The organism is Flagellimonas amoyensis, from assembly GCF_003058265.1.
GTDB classification, from domain to species: Bacteria; Bacteroidota; Bacteroidia; order Flavobacteriales; family Flavobacteriaceae; genus Flagellimonas; species Flagellimonas amoyensis.
The window spans coordinates 199,646-220,897 of record NZ_QBUK01000010.1 but is presented as its reverse complement, the minus strand read 5'-3'; the positions used below and the strand labels follow the sequence as shown (position 1 = coordinate 220,897).

General features: G+C 45.7%; 20 protein-coding genes and 1 pseudogene. 15 read left to right on the top strand and 6 right to left on the bottom strand.

Annotated elements, in window-relative coordinates; translation table 11 throughout:
- The 4 genes and pseudogenes from DB398_RS14985 to DB398_RS14970 all read left to right on the top strand — a co-directional run.
- Window positions 1–726, top strand: a pseudogene (locus DB398_RS14985) (gfo/Idh/MocA family oxidoreductase); the annotation flags it as partial.
- Window positions 727–738: 12 nt separating this feature from the next.
- Complete coding sequence (locus DB398_RS14980; RefSeq protein ID WP_108425254.1) at window positions 739–1,248, top strand: DinB family protein; 510 nt, start codon at window positions 739–741, stop codon at window positions 1,246–1,248.
- Window positions 1,249–1,333: 85 nt separating this feature from the next.
- Window positions 1,334–2,473, top strand: coding sequence for an SPFH domain-containing protein (locus DB398_RS14975; RefSeq protein ID WP_108425253.1), 1,140 nt, complete (start codon window positions 1,334–1,336; stop codon window positions 2,471–2,473).
- A gap of 129 nt (window positions 2,474–2,602) precedes the next feature.
- The gene (locus DB398_RS14970) at window positions 2,603–3,694 is read left to right on the top strand and encodes a TFIIB-type zinc ribbon-containing protein (RefSeq protein ID WP_108425252.1); all 1,092 of its coding nucleotides are present in this window, start codon (window positions 2,603–2,605) and stop codon (window positions 3,692–3,694) included.
- A gap of 129 nt (window positions 3,695–3,823) precedes the next feature.
- Here the strand turns inward: DB398_RS14970 and DB398_RS14965 are convergent, their stop codons facing one another.
- From DB398_RS14965 to hemH, 4 genes are read right to left on the bottom strand one after another with little or no spacing between them, the layout of a single operon-like run.
- A complete protein-coding gene (locus DB398_RS14965) occupies window positions 3,824–4,924 on the bottom strand; it encodes a lactonase family protein (protein ID WP_108425251.1) in 1,101 nt (366 codons plus the stop codon).
- Between the two features lie 49 nt (window positions 4,925–4,973).
- On the bottom strand, window positions 4,974–6,350 hold the full coding sequence (locus DB398_RS14960) for an MATE family efflux transporter (RefSeq protein ID WP_108425250.1): 1,377 nt from the start codon (window positions 6,348–6,350) through the stop codon (window positions 4,974–4,976).
- Window positions 6,351–6,403: 53 nt separating this feature from the next.
- Complete coding sequence (locus DB398_RS14955; RefSeq protein WP_108425249.1) at window positions 6,404–7,195, bottom strand: DUF3050 domain-containing protein; 792 nt, start codon at window positions 7,193–7,195, stop codon at window positions 6,404–6,406.
- Window positions 7,196–7,218: 23 nt separating this feature from the next.
- The gene (gene hemH, locus DB398_RS14950) at window positions 7,219–8,265 is read right to left on the bottom strand and encodes a ferrochelatase (RefSeq protein ID WP_108425248.1); all 1,047 of its coding nucleotides are present in this window, start codon (window positions 8,263–8,265) and stop codon (window positions 7,219–7,221) included.
- Between the two features lie 143 nt (window positions 8,266–8,408).
- On the opposite strand from hemH, the gene DB398_RS14945 reads away from it, so the two are divergent.
- From DB398_RS14945 to DB398_RS14935, 3 genes are all read left to right on the top strand, one after another.
- Window positions 8,409–9,464, top strand: coding sequence for a mechanosensitive ion channel family protein (locus tag DB398_RS14945; RefSeq protein ID WP_108425247.1), 1,056 nt, complete (start codon window positions 8,409–8,411; stop codon window positions 9,462–9,464).
- Window positions 9,465–9,560: 96 nt separating this feature from the next.
- Window positions 9,561–10,898: a hypothetical protein gene (locus DB398_RS14940; protein WP_159076458.1), complete on the top strand. Its 1,338-nt coding sequence runs from the start codon at window positions 9,561–9,563 to the stop codon at window positions 10,896–10,898.
- A gap of 109 nt (window positions 10,899–11,007) precedes the next feature.
- Complete coding sequence (locus DB398_RS14935; protein WP_234416332.1) at window positions 11,008–11,757, top strand: N-acetylmuramoyl-L-alanine amidase-like domain-containing protein; 750 nt, start codon at window positions 11,008–11,010, stop codon at window positions 11,755–11,757.
- Here the strand turns inward: DB398_RS14935 and DB398_RS14930 are convergent.
- Together DB398_RS14930 and DB398_RS14925 are read right to left on the bottom strand one after the other, a co-directional pair.
- Window positions 11,743–12,492, bottom strand: a complete 750-nt coding sequence (locus DB398_RS14930; protein WP_108425244.1) for a ThuA domain-containing protein — start codon at window positions 12,490–12,492, stop codon at window positions 11,743–11,745. The two genes, DB398_RS14935 and DB398_RS14930, sit on opposite strands and share 15 nt — an antisense overlap.
- 9 nt (window positions 12,493–12,501) lie before the next feature.
- A complete protein-coding gene (locus DB398_RS14925) occupies window positions 12,502–13,380 on the bottom strand; it encodes a helix-turn-helix domain-containing protein (protein WP_108425243.1) in 879 nt (292 codons plus the stop codon).
- Window positions 13,381–13,589: 209 nt separating this feature from the next.
- On the opposite strand from DB398_RS14925, the gene hemA reads away from it, so the two are divergent.
- From hemA to DB398_RS14885, 8 genes are all read left to right on the top strand, one after another.
- Entirely contained in the window at window positions 13,590–14,846 is a 1,257-nt protein-coding gene (gene hemA / locus DB398_RS14920; RefSeq protein WP_108425242.1) for a glutamyl-tRNA reductase, read from the top strand.
- Window positions 14,843–15,769 carry a hydroxymethylbilane synthase gene (hemC, locus tag DB398_RS14915; protein ID WP_108425241.1) on the top strand — a complete coding sequence of 309 codons (927 nt, stop codon included), beginning with the start codon at window positions 14,843–14,845 and terminating at the stop codon, window positions 15,767–15,769. The genes hemA and hemC overlap by 4 nt, the downstream gene beginning before the upstream one ends.
- Window positions 15,747–16,415 (top strand): uroporphyrinogen-III synthase, encoded by a 669-nt coding sequence (locus DB398_RS14910; protein WP_108425240.1) that lies wholly within the window; start codon window positions 15,747–15,749, stop codon window positions 16,413–16,415. The genes hemC and DB398_RS14910 overlap by 23 nt, the downstream gene beginning before the upstream one ends.
- Before the next feature lie 68 nt (window positions 16,416–16,483).
- The gene (gene hemE / locus DB398_RS14905) at window positions 16,484–17,509 is read left to right on the top strand and encodes a uroporphyrinogen decarboxylase (protein ID WP_108425239.1); all 1,026 of its coding nucleotides are present in this window, start codon (window positions 16,484–16,486) and stop codon (window positions 17,507–17,509) included.
- Window positions 17,510–17,571: 62 nt separating this feature from the next.
- On the top strand, window positions 17,572–17,997 hold the full coding sequence (locus tag DB398_RS14900) for a DUF6973 domain-containing protein (protein ID WP_108425238.1): 426 nt from the start codon (window positions 17,572–17,574) through the stop codon (window positions 17,995–17,997).
- Window positions 17,994–18,896: an oxygen-dependent coproporphyrinogen oxidase gene (gene hemF, locus DB398_RS14895; protein ID WP_108425237.1), complete on the top strand. Its 903-nt coding sequence runs from the start codon at window positions 17,994–17,996 to the stop codon at window positions 18,894–18,896. Before DB398_RS14900 ends, hemF begins: the two co-directional genes overlap by 4 nt.
- A 44-nt stretch (window positions 18,897–18,940) precedes the next feature.
- On the top strand, window positions 18,941–19,930 hold the full coding sequence (gene hemB, locus DB398_RS14890; RefSeq protein WP_108425236.1) for a porphobilinogen synthase: 990 nt from the start codon (window positions 18,941–18,943) through the stop codon (window positions 19,928–19,930).
- Between the two features lie 3 nt (window positions 19,931–19,933).
- The gene (locus tag DB398_RS14885) at window positions 19,934–21,238 is read left to right on the top strand and encodes a serine hydrolase domain-containing protein (RefSeq protein WP_108425235.1); all 1,305 of its coding nucleotides are present in this window, start codon (window positions 19,934–19,936) and stop codon (window positions 21,236–21,238) included.
- Window positions 21,239–21,252: the final 14 nt, after the last annotated feature.

The following is a 21,252-nucleotide window of genomic DNA, read 5'->3' as shown; positions in this document are numbered from 1 at the left end:
GATTACGGTTGCGGCACCCTGGGCGATATGGGGGTCCATATCTTCGATACCCCCTACAATGCCCTGCAACTGGACGTTCCGACCACCATAACCACACAGTGTAGGCCAACTAACGGTTTCGGATATCCAGAACAAAACACCGTGACTTACGAATTCCCTCAAACACCCTACACGACCAAGACCTTAAAATGGGTCTGGTATGATGGCCCCGGTGCGCCTGAAATGCACGAAGACCTTTTGTTACCAGGAATGGAAATGAAAAAGGACAAGAAATCGGATGATAAGAGCGTAAAAGACAAAATCTCACTGGATGCAGGCGTGGCCGCTGAAAATGAGCTTCCGGAACAGGGCGCCATGTTCATAGGGGAAAAAGGCAGGTTGTTGCTCCCCCACTTCATGCAGTTGCCCAAAAAAATCGTGAAGGGCAAGTATGTGGACATCTCCAAGGAGATCGCCAAGGTATCGGCGGCCAATAACATGGGGGAGCCCATCCGCAACTATGACACCGAGGGGCCAAAGCACTACCACCAGTTCGTGGATGCCTGCTTGGGCAAAGGAGAGACCACTGCGCCATTCGATTATGCGGCACGGTTGACCGAGACCATACTTTTGGGCACCATCGCGGGCCGTTTTCCCGGGGAGACCTTGCACTGGGATGCGGAAGCGGCACGGTTCAAGGAAGAAAAGGCCAACCAATACCTGTCAGGGGATTATCGGGATTTTTAAATCAGAATGTAAATGTCAACCACCCCAGAATATTGGCTAAGTGGTCCGATACCTAATATACCTCCGCTCTTGCAGCCTGCAGCACATGCATTGCTGCAGTCCGTTCGGGAGGTGAAGATCTATATGGTAGATTTCCCAGAGGACAGCCTTTGGGAAACTCCCATTGGCCGTGCCTCAGTTGGTTTTCATCTACGTCATATGACCGGGGTGTTGGACCGTATGCTGACCTATTCCGAAGGAAAGACGCTGACGGAAGAGCAATTTGAATTCTTGCGAAATGAAGGCAATGGACAAAATGCACCATCATCCCAACAATTGATTTTTGATTTTGAACATAAGGTCAACGAGGCATTACAGGTTTTCAAATCAACTCCTGAATCCATCTTGACCGAAGAACGTTTTGTGGGGCGAAAAAAGTTGCCCTCCACGGTGATCAGCCTACTTTTTCATGCTGCTGAACATAGCCAACGACATGTGGGACAAATGTTAGTCACCATAAGTTTTTTGAAAAGTCACCTGTAACATTTCCCCTCAATTTCATACTTATCTAACGCAAGTATTCCACTTTTTTAATACATTGAAGGACAAATAAACTAAAAACACTACCATGGATATTTTTGGAAAGATCAAAGAAAAACTCAGTAACGAGTTTATTGATATTATTGAGTGGCTTGACTACACCGACGACACCATTGCGTATCGGTTTGAGCGCTACCAGAACGAGATCAAGAACGGTGCAAAACTGATTGTCCGTGAAGGGCAGACGGCCGTTTTCATCAACGAGGGTCAACTCGCCGATGTGTTCTCACCGGGCACCTACGACCTCACCACCCAAAACCTGCCCATTTTGGCTACGCTGAAAGGGTGGAAATATGGTTTTAACTCTCCTTTCAAAGCTGAAGTTTACTTTGTAAACACCCATTTGTTCACCGATGAAAAGTGGGGTACGAAAAGTCCTATCACCCTGAGCGACGACCGTTTTGGTTTGGTAGAAATCAGGGCATTTGGTACGTACGCCTACAAAGTGTCCGATGCCGGCAAGTTCATCAAGGATATTGTGGGCACCGATAGCAACTTCACCAATTTTGAGATCAACGAACACCTGAAGAGCTTGATCGCCACCCGATTTACGGATACGGTGGGCAAGGCAAATCTTCCAATTGAATTATACGCGGCCAACACCACCGAGCTTTCCGATACGTGTCGCGAAGTGATGGCGCCGGAGTTCCAAACGGTGGGTATTTCCTTGGAGAAATTCTATATCGAGAACGTTTCGATGCCCGAAGAACTCAAAAAAGAGATTTTCGAATACAGCCGAATCGACAAACTGGATCTGGACAAATTGGCCAAGTTCAAGGCTGCGAAGGCCATCGAGGCCGCTGCCCAAAACGAAGGCGGAACTGCTGGTGCCGGAATGGGAATGGGAATGGGCTTTGTGCTTGCCCAACAAATGGGGAACCTGATGGGTGGTGCCACACAAGCGACACCACAAGCCACAGGTCAACCTGCTGCTGGGGCCATACCTCCACCAATGCCTGCGCAAACGCTTTACTATTATGCCGTGAACGGGGCTCAGCAAGGACCTGCAACCTTTGAGCAATTGCAATCCCTTTTTGCCAACAGGACCATCAATCGGGATAGCTTGGTATGGAAACAAGGCATGGCCGCTTGGACCGCCTTGAAGGATGTGGAAGAATTGAAATCGTTCTTGGGAGGCAATACCCCACCACCATTGCCAGGACAATAATTTGTTACTGTCATACTGAGCGAAGCGAAGTATCTCTTACAAACTACAGATTCTTCGCTTCGCTCAGAACGACACCAGCAAGCATTCCTTGAAAGGGACCCATCATTTCACCAGAATGACAAAAGGCTATTGGAAGAGACCGTAAAAAAATCAGAACTCAAAAAAGCCTGTGCCAATTGTGGCGCTGAGCTCAAATACAAACCCGGGACTACCCATGTCAGTTGTGAGTACTGCGGGCATGAAGAAGTCATTTCGGTCAACGAAAATGGCTTTGAAGAACTCGAACTATATCCCTATCTCAAGGAAATGGGGTCGCAACGGCATAGTGAGGAAATCTCAATGCTGCATTGCAAAAATTGCGGGGCCGACCAACATGTGGAGGAAAACTATAAATCGCTCCATTGTGTATACTGTGGCCAACCTTTGGTTGTAGAAGATGCCTACAAGGAAAGTTGGATCTTGCCAGGGGCCGTTTTGCCATTTCAGATTGATAAAAACCAGTCGTTTCGCATTTTCAAGAACTGGGTAAAACAATTGTGGTTTGCCCCCAACAACCTGAAAAAGGCTGCTTTGGATCCCCAATTTACCAAAGGGCTCTATCTCCCCTATTGGACCTTTGATGCGCAACTGTATGCCTCCTACATAGGTCAACGGGGGGAATACTATTATGAAACGCGAAGGGTTCGCGATTCCAATGGAAAAATGGTGACCCAGCAAGTCAGGAAGACACGTTGGTATCCTGCATCGGGTCAAGTTTCCGGTTTTGTGGACGATACCCTGATCAAAGCTTCGCAACAAAAATCGGGAAGGATTCCGGGAAAGATTGCCTATTGGGATTTAAAAAAATTGCAACCGTTCAGCAGTGGTTTTCTATCCGGTTTTGTGACTGAAAAATATACCATTTCTTTGGATGAAGGCCACCTGCATTCCAAGGAAGTCGCCCGTGACATTGCTAACCGATGGTGCATGCAGGACATTGGGGGCGATACCCAAAGGGTGACTTCCATGGACATGAAACTGTCCGAAGAAACTTTTAAGCATATTTTGTTACCCGTTTATGTAAGTGCCTATCGCTACAACGGCAAGGAGTACAACTTTTTCATCAATGGGGAAAACGGGAACATTTCAGGTACGCGACCTTATAGCTTTTGGAAGATTTTCTTTGCTGTGCTGTTGGGTCTGATTGTGATTGGAGTGATTGTTTTACTGGCTAAAAAGTAGCTCCAGGTCAGTTCGAATGATTTCAGAAGGAAATGGTACCTGCCTGTCGGCAGGCAGGTCGAGAACCTCACACATCTCGATACAAAATCGCCATGCGATTCCACTCGATGTGACAAATTGTTGAATTTCTTAATCCTCAAACACCAGACATACCGGATTGGGCAATGCAGTTTCGTTCAAATAGGTAAGGGTACCCTTTTCCGCATTCCGTTTAAAAACGGTAATGTTGCTTGATTTTTGATTGGCAACCAACAAAAATTCCCCTGTGGGATCCATGGAAAAATTACGGGGCCAATCCCCGTGAACGGATTCCCTTCCTGCCAAGGTCAATGTCCCATTTTCAGGATTTACGGAAAAGAATACGATGGTATTTTCTCCCCTGTTGGAACCGTACAGGAATTTGCCATCAGGAGACAAATGAAGGTCTGCACAGGCATTGTTTCCCTGATAATTGGAATCCGTTGTTTCAATCAATTGGGCTTCTTGATATTGGCCCTCTCCATCTTTTTCAAAAACGGAAATAGTACTGTTCAGTTCGTTGATGACATAGAGCATCTTTCCACCTTCACCAAAGGTGAAATGCCTAGGACCTGCGCCATCAACGAAGGGTAGACTTGGTTGGGAAGTTGGAACAAACTCTCCATTTTCCGCTTTGTATCTTTTTACGGCATCCAATCCCAAATCGGTAACCATCAACCCATCGGCTGTAAATTGGGCCATATGGGCATGGGCGGTTTTGGTGGTGTCCAATACTTTGTGATCGATAATTTGTGGGGCATCCCCCAATGAACCATCAGCGTTCAATTTGAAAACGGCCACATTGCCGCCTGTATAATTGGCCACGGCCAAATGACCATCCCCCGAAAGCGAAACATGGCATGGATGTGCCCCTTGGGTACCCATACTGTTCTGGATTTCCAACACCCCATCCTTCAAAGCAAAAGCGGTAACCCCGCCTCCCAAACTATCAAAATCGGCCGTTTCTTGAACGGCATACAGGTTTTTATGATCTTTGGAAAGGGCCAAATAGGAAGGATTGGTCAATTTGGCTGCCAACTGTTTTTGGGTCAACTCACCGGTTCCAGCATCGAAGGTATAGGTATAAATGCCTTCGCTATCGCCATCGGTATAGGTGCCAACAAAAAGGGTGTACATGGGTTTTTCTTCAGGTTTTTCTTTACAGGCCAATGCAAAAAGAATCATCAGACTGGCAAAAAATACATTTTTCATGTTTGTTCAGTTAGGCAACCAAATTACACATTCTTGTGAAAGAATTCCGTTACCCTAAATCCTTCTTTATTTCTTTGGCCAAATAAATGCCCGTGACCACTGTGGCTAACACATCGGCAATCGGAAACGAGAGCCACACCCCGGTTTCTTGAAAAAACTCGGGAAGCAAAAGAATGAGCGGTATAAAGAAGAATCCCTGTCGGGTCAAGGTCAGCAATAAGGCCGGAATGGCTTTTCCCACCGCTTGAAAATAGGCTGCCCCAATTAACTGGAGGGCAATGATTGGCGTGGCGGCGAAGACCAAACGCATAGCGAAAGGGGTATGTTCCAGTACAAATTGGTTGGTGGCCAGCTCTTCCGGTGACAACCCTGGTCGATTACTCAAGAATAAGGCTGCAAACTCTCCTGGAAAAATCATCAATACCACAAAAACCAAGGTGGCCACCAATGCTGCATACTTGATCGCCGTATAGATGGACTCCTTGACACGAGCAAAATAACTTGCCCCATAATTGTACCCTGCAATGGGTAAAAAGCCTTGTGTGACCCCAAAAACAGGAAATAGGGCAAACATCAACATACGCCCGATAATGGCATACACCGCCACCATGGGTTCCCCGCCCAGATTGTACAAGATGTTGTTCATCAACAGGTAGGTGATACTGGTAACAGCTTGTCTTGCCAAGGTTACAAAACCCAAAGAACTTATTTCACGAAGTATGGCCGGGTCCAACCCAAAATGGGATAGACTTATTTTCAATTCCGAATTTTTGGACAGAAAGAAGTAAAGAATGTAGCCAAAACATAATAAGTAGCCCACCGTAGTGGCCCATGCGGCACCTTCCATTCCCCAATCAAATATGTAGATGAATACATAATCCATCAACAAGTTGCCCACGGATGGAATGATCATGGCGATCATGGCAAACTTGGGTTTCCCTTCGGCACGGATCACTGTGTTTCCCATCATACAAAGGGCCAAAAAAGGCACTCCGTACAAAATGATGGTATAGTAGATTTTTGCAGGCTCAAAAATGGAACCCTTTCCTCCAAATGTAGGAATCAAGCTGTCCACATAATACAACCCAAGGGCCACCATGGTCACGGTGACCAAAAGGGTAAGCGTAATCTGGTTGCCGAAGGTTTTTAGGGCCTTTTCGTGATTGTTGGCGCCCAAAGCACGGGAAATGATACTTGACCCACCGATACCGATGGCCATCCCCAATGCGGCAATAAAAAAGGAAACGGGCAACACCACATTGATGGCGGCAATGGCAATGGAACCTATCCAATTGCCTACAAAAATGGAATCGACCAACACGTTCAGCGACATCACCAAAATACCGATGGATGCCGGAACGGCCTGTTTGATCAATAATTTTCCGATGGGCTCTTTCCCGAGTTCGTCAGAGGTAACTTTGGCCATGCCAAGGATTGTTGGTTATGTAAGACTAGAGTGAACTAACCGTTCGCTCAAATCTACAACGCATCCACCAAATTATCTTTGTTCTCGGTGAGTTTTTTGGCGATGCTGTCCCAAAGTCCAATTCTGCGTTCCAAAGCTTTTTTGCTAAAGTGGAAAACCTCTTCCCATTTTTGCTCATCGGAACCACAAAGGGCCTTGATCATTTTGACCGCCAAAGGTCCGTGTTCGTCACCGTCCAGCTCAATATGTCTTTTCAAGTAGTAGGAAAGTTTGGCGTATTTGCTTGGACCGTTTTCTCCGGATTGTTCAATGATGCCCAAAAACATATCCGGGATCAAATCTTCCCTTCCGAAGGTAAAGGCGGCAGCAATGATATGGGGTTGTTGGGTATTTATGGCCTCAAAGGTGAATTGCAAAAAATCTTTTTCCGCTTGGTCCAGATTGGTGTTTTCAATTTGATGGGATATGTGCTCCAAATCGGTAAATGTGGAGATTACCTGTAATACTTTGGATGTATCGGCCTCCACTTCTTCCATGGCATCCAAGTACATTTCAAAATGGCTTTTGGCCACGCCTAATTCGTTGAAATCACTTTCCTCTTCCAACACGATCTCGTTGATGAATCGGGCCACGGAAGCATCCGAAGCTGGTTTCCAAGGCAGGGCGGTACAGGTCAAATGTTGTTGCAAGGCTTTCAACAACGACATAAAATCCCATACGGCATACACATGGCTTTCCATGAAGGTCTTGATATCCTCCACCGATTCCAGTTGGGCATATAGGGGATGGTTTTTCAGTTGGTCGCGCACCGCTTTTAAGTGCTCCTCCAAGTGTTCAATTTTCATAAAGCAATTTTCTTTTTCCGGTATTATTGAATGTGGTATTCGGGAAGGACACCGCTTTTCTCCCATTGCTTGATCCATTCGGCCATCAATTCGGCCCAATCGTCACGGTCGTTCAAACAGGAAATGTGGATGTAATCCCCTCCCCCTGCTTCTTGGAACTGGTGCTTACCTTCCATGGCTATTTCTTCCAAGGTTTCCAAACAGTCGCTCACAAAGGCCGGGGTAATCACCGCCAATTTCTTGATTCCTTCTTTGGGCAATCTTTCAAATTCCTTGTCGGTAAAGGGCTGTAACCAAGGATCACTGCCCAAACGGGATTGGAAAGAGGAACTGACCTTTTCCTCGGGGAGTCCCAATTCTCTTTTTACCAATTCGGTGGTGTCCAAACATTGGTGCTTGTAACAGGTATGATGGGCAACCGAGTTGGTCTGGCAGCATTTGCCGTCCAATTTACAATGTGATTTTGTCGGGTCCGACTTCTTGATGTGGCGTTCCGGGATACCGTGATACGAAAACAGGATATGGTCGTAATCAAAACCCTTCAACCCTTCAGCGATACTTTTAGATAAGATCTTGATGTAATAGGGGTTGCTGTAAAATGCGGGCAGGGTGGTCAGTTGCATCCCAGGGAAAAATTCGGCCTGCACTTCCATGGCCTTAACCACCACGGTTTCGTAGGACGACATGGCGTAGTGCGGATACAAGGGCACCAAAAATACCTCATCCACCCCTTTTTCCTTCAATTCCTGCAATCCTTCCTTGATGGACATGGAGCCATAACGCATGCCCAAGGCAACAGGCAGGTCAACCTTTTCCTTCACCTTGGCCATAAACCGTTGGGAAATCACGATCAAGGGCGAACCTTCTTCCCACCAAATTTTGGAATACGCTTCTGCGGAACGCTTGGGGCGTGTGTTCAAGATGATTCCACGAACGATGATGTTCCGCAAAACGGGGTTCACATCGATGACACGCTCGTCCATCAAAAATTCATCCAAATACGGTTTCACATCTTTTGCGGTGGGGCTGTCGGGCGAACCCAAGTTCACCAATAAAACTCCTTTTTGCACGGCTTTCTATTTTGAGCAGCAAAAATACAACACGCTTCGGACTTGGGCCTTGGCCTTCCAAAATAGTTTTTAATGATGGAATAACGAATCTCGATTTTGTTCAAGGACAGCGCCTGTGGACAATTCTCCTTATTTTTGTGGATATGGAGTCTTTTTCTGATACCGTTTCCAAAGAATCCCTGATCTATTTGGGCAGTGCCCTGCTCGTTCTGGTGCTCTTATATTGGATGGTTTCCATAGCCCTCAAAAGAATGGGCAAAAGTCCCAAATATTTGTTGCCATCAGGGTCTTTCCGAAAATTGGCCGTCCCCTTGCTTTTGATTTTTCTCTCCGTATTCCTTCGGATGAAACCGCTCCGCGAGCTTTTGAGCCTGGAAGATGCCGGTTTTTGGTTCCGAAAGGCCAGTACACTGTTGTTCATTTTTGCGATGAGTTGGGCAATGATTGCTTTGCTGAAAATCGTTAAACAAATTGTGATCCGCAATTACGATGTCGGAGTCGCGGACAACCTGAAAGCACGAAAGGTCTATACGCAATTCACCATTTTGGAACGGATCTTCATTTTCATCATCATTCTGCTGGCCGTTGGTTTCGCGTTGATGAGTTTTCAGGAGATACGGGAATTGGGGATCAGCATCTTTGCTTCGGCCGGGGTAGCTGGGATCATTATCGGTTTTTCGGCCCAAAAATTCATCGGCACCATATTGGCGGGCATCCAGATTGCCATTGCACAGCCTATTAAATTGGATGATGTGGTGATTGTGGAAGGCGAATGGGGCCGCATTGAGGAAATCACCCTGACCTATGTGGTGGTGGCCATTTGGGACAAGCGCAGATTGATCGTGCCCACGCCCTATTTTATCGATAAGCCCTTCCAGAATTGGACCAAGACTTCTGCCGATATCTTGGGTACTGTGTTTTTGTTCGTGGATTATGACGTTCCTTTTGATAAACTTCGAGAAGAACTCACTCGCATACTCGAAAACACCGATCTTTGGGATGGCAAGGTGAATGTCTTGCAAGTGACAGAATCCAAACCTACCTGTGTAGAGGTTCGCGCTTTGATGAGTGCCAAGGACTCGCCCACCGCTTGGGACCTTCGCGTGCATGTGCGTGAGCATTTGATTGTTTATTTACAGAAAAATTATCCGGAAAGCGTCGCCCGAACAAGGGTGTTGCTGGACAACCAAAATGACTAAGCTCCTTCATTCTTCAACACTTTATATTACCATTCATCAAAAAAAATGGGGGTAACCTGATTGGTTTTTTATCTTTAGTGGGACTAAACCATGCACATGAAATATCCAGCAATTTTATTATTGGCTTTAACTGTTCTTTTTGCATCGTGCTCCAGCGATGGGACGTCTGACCCCATAATTGATGACAATGAAGATCCGACTGGTGAAAATCCTCAAGAGGAAGAACCAAAAATGGTCACTTACTTTACTTTTGAAGTTTTAGATAGCACCGCTGATACAGATGATTGGATCATCATCCACGATGAAAATGGTAACCTATTGGACTTTAAGCAGTTTGAATTCGATGACACTTTTGATTTTCAAGTTATGGAAGGAGAAATACAACCAAACAATTTCACCATAACTTTATTCAGTTACACAAATTCTATTGAAGGTCAGATGTTGCATACCATCAAATCGTATCCGAACATATCCTTAGGGTCACACTGGAAATATACCTTGAGTCCTGGAGCAAACAATCATGTTCCGAGAAACCCATCCACAGGCAGTTTCAATGTTACTGTGGTGAATGTAGTATCTCCAAAATACCAATGGATTTCAGATAAACAAGGGATTCTTGTTGCAACCAGTGGTCCTGTCCTACCAGGTTTTACCAGCACCGAATCCCATGAAAATATTCAGCTCTATGACAACCCCGACTTCTTCTATACCATATATGATTCTAGCAATGATCTAAAATACTATGTCATTGAAAATCCTACTGATGGGGAGGAAATAACCTTAGATTATTCAGACTTTAAATCTTTTGACAGTTATTTGGAAGTTGAATTGCCCAGCACAACTTCAACCTATAGTCTATCATCAATTTCAGCTGTTTTTGATGATGACCAACCAATCAGTCTGAGTGGTGGAAAATTTACTTCCTATTTTTTTGGAGATAATAATCCACCTGCCCCGCTCAAACTTGGATACTTAAATTCTTACTCGAAATATTTGAGCATTATAAGTTATAATACGGATGAGTTTGTATACGCCTACACAAAATTTGGTGATAAGCCCGATGAAATTGTTATCCCAGAGAACAAATGGATTACTGTCCTAAACGAATCCATTTACAATCATGAATTTGAAACCAATCTGGATTTTCAATTGAAAGATGTCTTGTGGGAAATTAAGGAGGGTGAACCCTTTGTGGATTTGGTCCAAACAACTTGGAACGTATATTCTTCCCCAGATTTTTCAGGAACAATCGGTCAAATCCCCGAAGAAATACAAGAAGCCTATCCGAACTTGAGGATCGAAGACCTGAATTTGACCTCAACATCCCTACATTTGGACTTTATCACCTACCCTGACTTAATACAGGTCGAGTTCATTGATCCAGAATTAAAAACATATTATAAACCCCATGAATATTTCAGGTTTAAGCATTAGAACATATCATATCGCTTTATGTCTACTCGTCGTTTGGGTGTTTTCACCTAATGCCTTAGCCCAACAAATCACTTGTTCCCCAAAGGACAAAACGCTTTTTGATTCGAAAATGGCTGCTTTGGAGAAGACCCAAGCCAGCAGTTTGGGCGATACGATCATGGTCGTTGGAAAATCCTTTTTGGGCATTCCCTATGTTGAAAAAACATTGGAGATTGGCGACACCGAAACCTTAGTGGTGAACTTTAGCGGATTGGATTGTACCACTTTTGTGGAAAATGTGATGGCCTTCAGCCTGATGTTGAGAGATCGGGAAATGGATTTTGACGCTTTTGTCAAGAATCTAGAGACCATTCGGTATAGAAACGGAAAAATGAAAGGATACTCTTCACGTTTACACTATTTTACGGAGTGGATTCGAAACAATCAGAAGAAAGGTTTGGTGAAGGATATCACAGCGGAAATTGGCGGTGTGGAACTGAAAAAACCCATCGATTTTATGGGAACACACCGAAACCTGTACCCCTTTTTGGCCAGTGACGAGAACTTTCAGGCCATGCAACAAGTGGAACAAGATCTCGCCCGGGAAACTTTGTGCTATTTGCCCAAAGAAGACATCCAAAGCAAGGAACATCTGATCCAATCTGGGGACATTTTAGCTCTGGCCACTTCCATCAAAGGGCTGGATGTGACCCATACCGGAATTGCTATCCATCAGCCTGATGGTCGGTTGCATCTACTGCATGCCTCCAGCAAAAACGGAGAAGTGGAAATCAGCGAACTGCCTTTGGCAGATTACCTCAAGAACATTAAAAACAATATTGGGATCATTGTGGCAAGGCCTACCTTACTTTCGCTTTAAACACCACTCGATAGCACCCAAAAGGTGTTGGCGAAAATCGGGTTCATCATAGGAAGCTTCGGTATGGCCCAAACCTGTATAAAAAACCCTGCCCCCATCGTATTCATGGTACCAGGCAATAGGGTGATTTTCCCCATTGGTGCCTCCTTTATAACTGGATTCATCCAATTTTAGGAGCACATGCACATTGGGATTCAGGTCCTTGAAATTGTACCATTCATCAAAATGCATCCAAACATCTTGTAAATGGACCGTGGAAGGATGTGTTTTGTCAATCACATCAATTTTGGCCTTTTGTTGCTCTGGATGGTTCACAAAATAACCCCCCACCAATTTGCCATACCAAGGCCAATCGTATTCGGTATCGGAGGCGCCATGTACTCCCAAATAACTCCCCCCATTTTTGATGTAGGATTCAAAGGCCTTTTGTTGGGCATCGTTCAGCACATCCATGGTCGTGTTCAAGAAAACGATCAGCTTGTAGTTTTTCAGGTTTTGTGGGGTAAAATCTTCACCGCTTTCTGTTTGCAGGGCGATAAAACCGTTTTTCCTCCCTATTTCACGAAAGGTCTGTACGCCCTTTTCTATGGATTGATGTCTAAAACCGGCTGTTTTGGTAAAAACGAGGGCCAATTCTGGCATTTTGGCTTCCTGGCTTTCTGTGGAAGGATTGTCCTGGGCGGCCGCTTGGATCATTAAGACCAGACCAAAAAGGAGCGATGCAATTTGTTTCATGTTGCTTTTTTATACGTTTGAAGTTACATATTTTTTGGGTGTGGTGCCGAACTTCTTTTTGAACGAGGCTATAAAATGGCTTGCCGTACTGTAACCGACCTTGAGTCCCACATCGTTCACATTGTGCTTGCCGGATTCCAACATTTTGCGGGCATACTCCATCTTATAATCGAACAAAAAGCCATAAACGGAATCGCCATAGATCTGTTTGAACCCCTCCTTCAATTTTTTAAGTCCCAGCCCCACTTCTTCGGACAATTCTGGCAACGTTGGGGGTTCCGCCATACGCGATATGATGATTTCCTTGGCCATTTTAATCCTTCTAACATTGTCCTCATCGGCCAGATAAGGGCATTGCTCCAGGTCGGCATCCTCGGTTTTGTTGAAATAAAGGGAAATCAACTCGAACACCTTTCCTTTTAAATACAGCTTTTTGATGGAAGGATGCAAGTTGTAGTTCATCAACTGGCTCAGGACCACGGCGATGGCCGGCGACACCATTTCTTGGGAATAGTATTTCTTTTCCTTGTTGTCATCGCTCAAAAATGGGATGTAATCCGCTTCATCGGAAAACAACGAATGGAATTTCCGGATCGTCATCACCACGGACAACAGCCACGAGTTGGGCGAAACCACCAGATCCAACGGAAGGTCCTTTTGGGTGTTGTACAGCAAAAGGGAGTTTTCCTCGTTCACCTCCAAATAATAATTGCCTTCGTTAAAATTGAACCGGGACCGGCCCTTCAAACAAAAATGGAATTGGATGTAGGAACTGTCGATATCCCTTGTGATGACCTTGGGCTCTTTGGTATCGTTCTGGATTTTCAGGATAAAAATCCCATCTTCCACCAAAATTTCATCATAGGAACCTTCAGCGATATTTTTCATATGGATTCTTTGCGTTTGTTTTCAAATCCGTTAATTTAGAATCGCTCTAAATTAAATCGTGTTTCATCAAATTTACCAATAAAATCAATGCATCAGCAGATTTTATGTAAAATTTAAACCTTGGATATCGACGCAATCCCTCTATAGTTCCGCTAGCGTTATTTTATACGAATGAACACTGTTAATTTTGTGCTGCGATTTTATCCTTTATGAGGAACTACCATATTTCAAAACATAATTCTTTCTACGCCGTCGGGTTGAGTTACAAGAAGGCAGATGCAGAGGTGAGAGGAAAGTTCAGTCTGGATGTTCCTGCCATTGACCAAATTTTGGTGAAGGCGAAAGAATTGGGAGTGGATGGCCTTCTGGCGATATCCACCTGCAACCGAACCGAACTGTACGGTTTTGCACAACACCCCTATCAACTCATCAAACTGCTTTGCGACCAAACGCAAGGTACCGTGGAAGAATTCCAGGAAGTGGCCTACGTGTACAAGAACCATGATGCCATTTCACACATGTTCAAAGTGGGCACGGGTCTGGACAGCCAGATTTTGGGCGATTTTGAAATTATCAGCCAGATCAAACAAGGGTTTTACAGGGCCCGAAAGTATGATATGGCCAACCCGTTTTTGGAGCGCCTGTGCAATGCGGTGATCCAAGCCAGCAAACGCATCAAAAACGAGACCGAGCTCTCCTCCGGTGCCACATCGGTGGCCTTTGCATCGGTAAAATATATCTTGGACAACGTTCCCAACATTTCCGAAAAGAACATTCTTTTGTTCGGAACAGGGAAGATCGGAAGGAACACTTGTGAAAACCTGATCAAGCATTCCAATAACTCCCACATCACCTTGATCAATAGGACCCGGGAGAAAGCGGAGGACATTGCCGGAAAGTTCCAACTGACGGTCAAGGACTATGGCGACCTACAGACCGAAATCCGCAAAGCGGATATTCTGGTCGTGGCCACCGGGGCCCAATTGCCCACCGTGTCCAAAGCCTTGATTCATCCCAAAAAACCATTGTTGATCTTGGACCTCTCGGTTCCCAAGAACGTTTCGGACGATGTGCTGGAACTGGAGAATGTTTCTTTGGTGCACCTGGACCAGCTCTCTCAGATCACGGACGATACGCTGGCCAAACGAAAGGCATATGTTCCCAAGGCCGAGGCCATCATAGAACAGGTGAAAAAGGACTTCCTCAAGTGGCTGGAAACAAGAAAGTTTGCACCGGTCATCAACGCTTTGAAGGAAAAACTCAGGACCATGAAGGCCGAAGAAATCGATTTTCATTCCAAAAAATTGACCGATTTCAACCAAGATCAGGCCGAGATGATTTCCGACCGTATCATCCAAAAGATCACCAAGCAGTTCGCCAACCACTTGAAGAGCGCCGATGCAGATACCGAGGACAGTCTTGAACTTATTCAAAAGGTGTTCCAGTTAGAACTCGATTCGAAATGAGCAAGATCATACGAATAGGCACCCGCGACAGCGAACTGGCACTGTGGCAAGCGACCACTGTACAGGAAAAACTTGAAAAATTGGGGTACGACACCACTTTGGTGCCCACCAAATCCATGGGCGATCAAGTGCTGGACAAACCCTTGTACGAACTGGGCGTGACCGGAATTTTTACCAAGGCTTTGGATGTGGCCATGTTGCAAGGGCAGATCGATATCGCCGTGCATTCCATGAAAGATGTGCCCACCCAATTGCCCAAGGGCATTGTACAAGCTGCCGTATTGGAGCGCGCCATCACCCACGATATTTTGGTCCACAAAGGCTCCTCTTTTTTGGAATCGAGTGCTCCGGCTACGATTGCCACTGGAAGCCTACGACGAAAGGCCCAATGGCTGAACCGGTTTCCCAACCATCAAGTTGTGGATTTAAGGGGAAATGTGAATACCCGTTTGATCAAACTCATTGAAAACGATTGGCAAGGCGCCATTTTTGCCCAAGCCGGGCTTGAACGTATCAAATTGCTGCCCAAGGATGCCATTTATTTGGATTGGATGATACCCGCGCCGGCACAGGGAGCCATGTTGGTGGTAGCCATGGAAACCGACAAATATTCACGCGAGGCCCTTGCCAAGCTGAACGACCCCGATTCAGAACTGGCCACCAAAATAGAGCGCGACTTTCTACGGACATTGGAAGGAGGCTGTACTGCCCCAATAGGTGCGTTGGCACAGATTAAAGACCAAAAGGTATTTTTTGAGGGCGCTGTATTTTCTTTGGATGGAAAAAAGAAGGTCGAGATCAAAAAAGAGGTGAAATTGTCCGAAGCCAAAGGCTTTGGGGAAGTATGCGCCAAGGAAGTTTTGGCCAACGGCGGGGACAAATTGATGCAGGAAATCAGAAATGAAAACAGTGCTCTCCACTAAAATACTCACCCCGTCCCAAAAAGAACTGTTCCTGAATTCTGGCCTGGGTCTGGTGGAATATGATGCCCTGAAAATCGAATTCCTCGACACCAAAATACCGTTGGACCATCAGAATTATATTTTTACGAGTAGGAATGCCGTAAGTGCCTTTCTCCAACAAACCAAAGGTTTGGACCTTTCATCTTTCAATGTTTTCTGTGTTGGGGAAAAAACCAAATCACTTTTGGAATCCAATGGACTGCAAGTAGTCCAAATGACCGAATATGCTTCGGATTTAGGTGAATTCATCGTGGAAAACCATTCAACTGAAGCCTTCGTGTTTGTTTGCGGGCAGCAACGAAGGGATGATCTCCCACATATCTTTTCTAAAAATAACATTTGGTATAAAGAAGTTGTCGTTTATAGCTCCATCCTCAATTCAAAAGCCTTTTTTACGGATTTTGAAGGGATCCTGTTCTTTAGCCCAAGGGGCATCCAAAGCTTTCTTTTGGAAAATACCCTGAAAAACAGCACCTTGTTCTGCATTGGGGAAACCACAGCATCCGAAGCCAAAAAATATTCGGAAAAAATTGTAATAGCCAACAAACCAACCGTGGAAAACGTGTTGGTCCAAGCCATAAAAGAATTATCAATTAAAGGGGACTGAGTGTAGTCGAAGTTCCCATACAGAGTCAAAAAGATTCCTGCCTACGCAGGAATGATAAATTAAAATATATGATCAAAAATGATTTGTTCCTTAGGGCATTGAAAGGTGAGAGCGTGGACAGGCCTCCTGTATGGATGATGCGTCAAGCCGGTCGCTATTTGCCAGAGTTCATGGAGCTCCGCAAAAAGTACGACTTCTTCACAAGATGCCAGACCCCGGAATTGGCTTCAGAGATCACCGTGCAACCCATCCGAAGATATGGTATGGATGCTGCAATCCTCTTTAGCGACATTTTGGTGATTCCGCAGGCCATGGACATCGAAGTGCAGATGAAACCCAATTTTGGACCTTACCTGCCCAATCCCATACGCACCAAGGATGACCTCGAAAAGGTCATTGTTCCCAATATCCAGGACACGTTGGGCTATGTGATGGATACCATAACCTTGACCAAGGAAAAATTGAACGATGATATTCCGCTGATCGGCTTTGCAGGATCACCGTGGACCATTTTGTGCTACTGTGTGGAAGGACAAGGGAGCAAAAGCTTTGACAAGGCCCGTGGATTCTGTTTCACCCAACCCGAACTGGCGCATCAACTCCTCCAAAAGATCACCGATACCACCATCGCTTATCTAAAAGCGAAGGTAAAAGCGGGAGTGAACGCCGTGCAGGTGTTCGATTCCTGGGGAGGGATGTTGTCCCCCACCGATTACCAAGAATTTTCATGGCCCTACATCCAACAGATCGTGGATGCGCTGAAGGATGAGTCCCCAGTCATTGTTTTCGGAAAAGGATGTTGGTTTGCCCTCAAGGAGATGGCGATATCGGGAGCTTCCGCTGTGGGCGTGGATTGGACCTGCTCTGCCAAAAACGCAAGGTATCTGTCCGGTGGCAACATTACCCTGCAAGGTAATTTTGACCCGGCCCGGTTGCTGTCCCCTCCCGAGAAGATCAAAACCATGGTACATCAAATGATCCGTGAGTTTGGAAAGGACAAATATGTGGTGAACCTGGGCCACGGTATTTTACCCAATATCCCATTGGAAAACGCGAAGGCGTTCGTTGATGCCGTAAAAGAATATCAGGAGTGAACCCATTTTCAATAGTAAAACGGGTTAATTTCAAATATATACTGAAAGGTATTTTGTTGGGGATGGGCAGACCATTGTTCATTGTCCCGACGATAAAGGCCACTAAAGACTGTATCAAAATTTCCACGGCGCATTATGGTAAGCTGCACCATAAAAATGGTCCGGCCAATGCCTTCAGGCACGCACTTTGGAATTATTTGATTGCAAAAAGGTGCCTGAAATGGAACAAAAAAGAAGCCGTGGCCACTGACTGGGCCAAAAAGGTCACCGATTGGCATGAAGAAGCTTTTCCGAACAAAGCATTGGCCAAGGCGATGGATTTGCACAACAATGCGGTGGGACGGTTCATTTTTGAAGGGAATTCCGAAAAATCAGAAAAGGAAATCATTTCCATTCTTCAAAAAATGACCTTGGAATCTATTAAAATTGAAGAGACTACCCATTTATCAGCCTTAAAAGACCAATTGGTACATATTATTGAATCATGAAGGAGAAATTTTACGATTACATTCAAAAACTACAGGACACCATTACTTCCAAACTAGAAGAAGTGGATGGAAAGGCCTTGTTCCAGGAAGATCTATGGGAGCGTCCGGAAGGTGGTGGTGGCAGGACCCGTGTGATAGAAAATGGTGCCGTTTTTGAAAAAGGCGGTGTGAACATTTCCAAGGTTTTTGGGGAATTGCCCAAAAGTATGCAAACCTATTTCGGGGTCGAGGATGCCGATTTCTTTGCCTGCGGTCTCAGCTTGGTCCTTCACCCCAAGAATCCGATGGTACCGACCGTGCATGCCAACTGGCGCTATTTTGAAATGTATGACAAGGAGGGAAAAATCGTTGACCAATGGTTTGGTGGCGGACAGGACCTTACTCCCTACTATTTGTTCGAGGAAGACGCCAAACATTTTCACCAAACTTGTAAAAAGGCCTGTGATGCCCATCATCCCGAATTTTATCCCGCCTACAAAAAGAAATGCGACGACTATTTCTGGAATGCACATCGTAACGAGGCCAGGGGCGTGGGCGGTCTGTTCTTTGACTATTGCAAAGCAACCGAAACCATGGGCATGGAAGACTGGTACAAGTTTGTCACTGAAGTCGGTGACAGTTTCCTTGAGGCTTATATACCAATTGTTACAAAAAGAATGGAACTTCCATATTCACAAGAGAATAGGGACTGGCAAGAGATACGCCGGGGACGCTATGTCGAGTTCAATTTGGTACACGACAAGGGCACCCTTTTTGGACTACGGACCAATGGTCGCATCGAAAGCATTTTGATGAGCCTGCCCCCCCACGTTCAATGGCGGTATGACCATCACCCAGAAAAAGGAAGTGAGGAGGAAAAATTGATCCAAGTGCTGCAAAACCCAAAAGATTGGGTTTAATACGTAGTTTTGTTCCAACGACCCATACATTAAAAAACCAAGATATGTACCCACTCATACGCACCCGAAGACTCCGTACCTCAGCTTCCATTCGAAGATTGGTTCGCGAGACCATTGTGACCCCAGATGATTTTTTGGTCCCCCTTTTTGTGACCGAAGGCAAAGGTATTAGGGAAGAGATTCCCTCCATGCCCAACTATTTTCGCCTCAGCTTGGACCAACTGGAAAAAGAAGTGAAGGAACTATGGAACATGGGATTATGTTCCGTGCTGCTTTTTGTAAAGGTCGATGACAAACTGAAAGACAATAAGGGCACCGAGGCACTCAACCCCAACGGATTGATGCAGCGTGCCATAAAAACCGTCAAAAATGCCTGTCCCCAAATGTTGGTGATGACCGATGTGGCCCTAGATCCTTTTTCCTCTTACGGTCATGATGGTATCGTGGCCGAAGGACAGATCTTAAATGACGAGACGGCAGAAGTATTGGCCGAAATGAGTGTGTCCCATGCACAAGCCGGGGCCGACTTTGTAGCTCCAAGCGATATGATGGACGGACGCATCCTTACCATTCGCGAAGCTTTGGAAGACGAAGGTTTCACCAATACGGGAATCATGGCCTATTCCGCCAAATATGCCAGTGCCTTTTACGGTCCGTTCCGGGATGCGCTGGATTCCGCACCTGTGGATATGGCCAATGTTCCCAAGGACAAGAAAACCTATCAAATGGATTATGCCAATCGGTATGAAGCTATTCGGGAAACCCAATTGGACATCGATGAAGGTGCCGATATCGTCATGGTAAAACCCGGACTGTGCTATCTCGATATCGTCCGTGAAATCCGTAACGAAGTGGATGTTCCGGTTGCCGTTTATCAGGTTTCAGGCGAATATGCCATGGTAAAGGCCGCAGCCGAAAAAGGGTGGTTGGACCACGATGCCGTTATGTTGGAACAATTGACCGCCATCAAAAGGGCCGGGGCCAACATCATTGCCAGTTATTTTGCCAAAGACTTTGTTCGCTCACTAGGATAGCCCATGAAGAAAATTATCGTATCGTTTCTGTTTTTTGTGCTTTGTTTACATTGGGGTATTGCCCAACATGAACTTATCCATGCCCTACCCTCAACATTAGGGTTCAACGAGGCCTATATCGACCAAAAGGTCGATTCCATCATGGAAATGGGTATCAAAAACGAAGCCTTTCCCGGGGCCCAGGTCCTAGTGGCCAAAAACGATACCATCATTTTTCACAAAGCATATGGGTTTCACACCTATGACAGCATCCAGCCCGTGGCCCTCAACGACCTGTATGACCTGGCCTCGGTGACCAAGATTACCGGTCCGTTGCCCGCCTTGATGAAGTTGGTGGACGAGGGCAAACTCAACTTGGATGTCCCATTCAGCACCTATTGGAAACCCTGGAGAAAACAAAAGGACAAAAAGGACCTCACCCTCCGTCAAATATTGGCCCATCAGGCCGGATTGGAACCCTACATTGTATTCCTTCAGAAAGTAATGCGAAAGGGAAAGCTGAAATCCCGTTTTGTGCAGCAGTCGCCCAACAAAAAGTTCATCGGGCAAGTGTATGATACCCTTTACATCAACCATCGCTTCGTGCGGAAAATGGACCGCATCATCAACCGCTCCGATGTTTCCGAGGAGAAAAAATACGTGTACTCGGGGCTTACTTTTCTCATCTTTCCCAGATTGATCGAACAAATCACCGGAGCGGACTATCAGACCTACCTCCAAGATAATTTTTATGGGCCTTTGGCCTGTCACACTTTAGGCTATTTGCCCAGTACCAAACACTATGCGAACGCCATTGTCCCCACCGAGGTCGATACCCTATTTCGAAAAACCTTGGTAAAAGGATGGGTCCATGACGAAAATGCATCGTTGATGGGAGGTGTTTCTGGCAATGCAGGGCTCTTCGGAACGGCCGATGACCTCGCCAAGATCATGCTGTTCTATCAACATTATGGTGCCACGAATGGTCAGCAACTCATTTCCGAGGCAACTGTAAAGGAATTCACCACGGTCCAATATCCTGAAAATGACAATTACCGAGGACTGGGTTTTGACAAGCCCCTGCTGGACAACGCCACACGTCCTTTGGAAGAAGCCTACCCTTCTCCTTTGGTATCACCGGAGAGTTTCGGCCATTCCGGTTTTACGGGCACTTTTGTTTGGGCAGATCCCGTTAAAAAATTGACCTATATTTTTCTGTCCAATCGCGTATATCCCAATAGAGACCACCGAAAATTGTATAGTTTGGATATTAGGCAGGCACTTCAGGATGTTTTTTATAAAGCCGAGGCCATCCAGCCTGAAAATTGATTCCTATTCGCTAT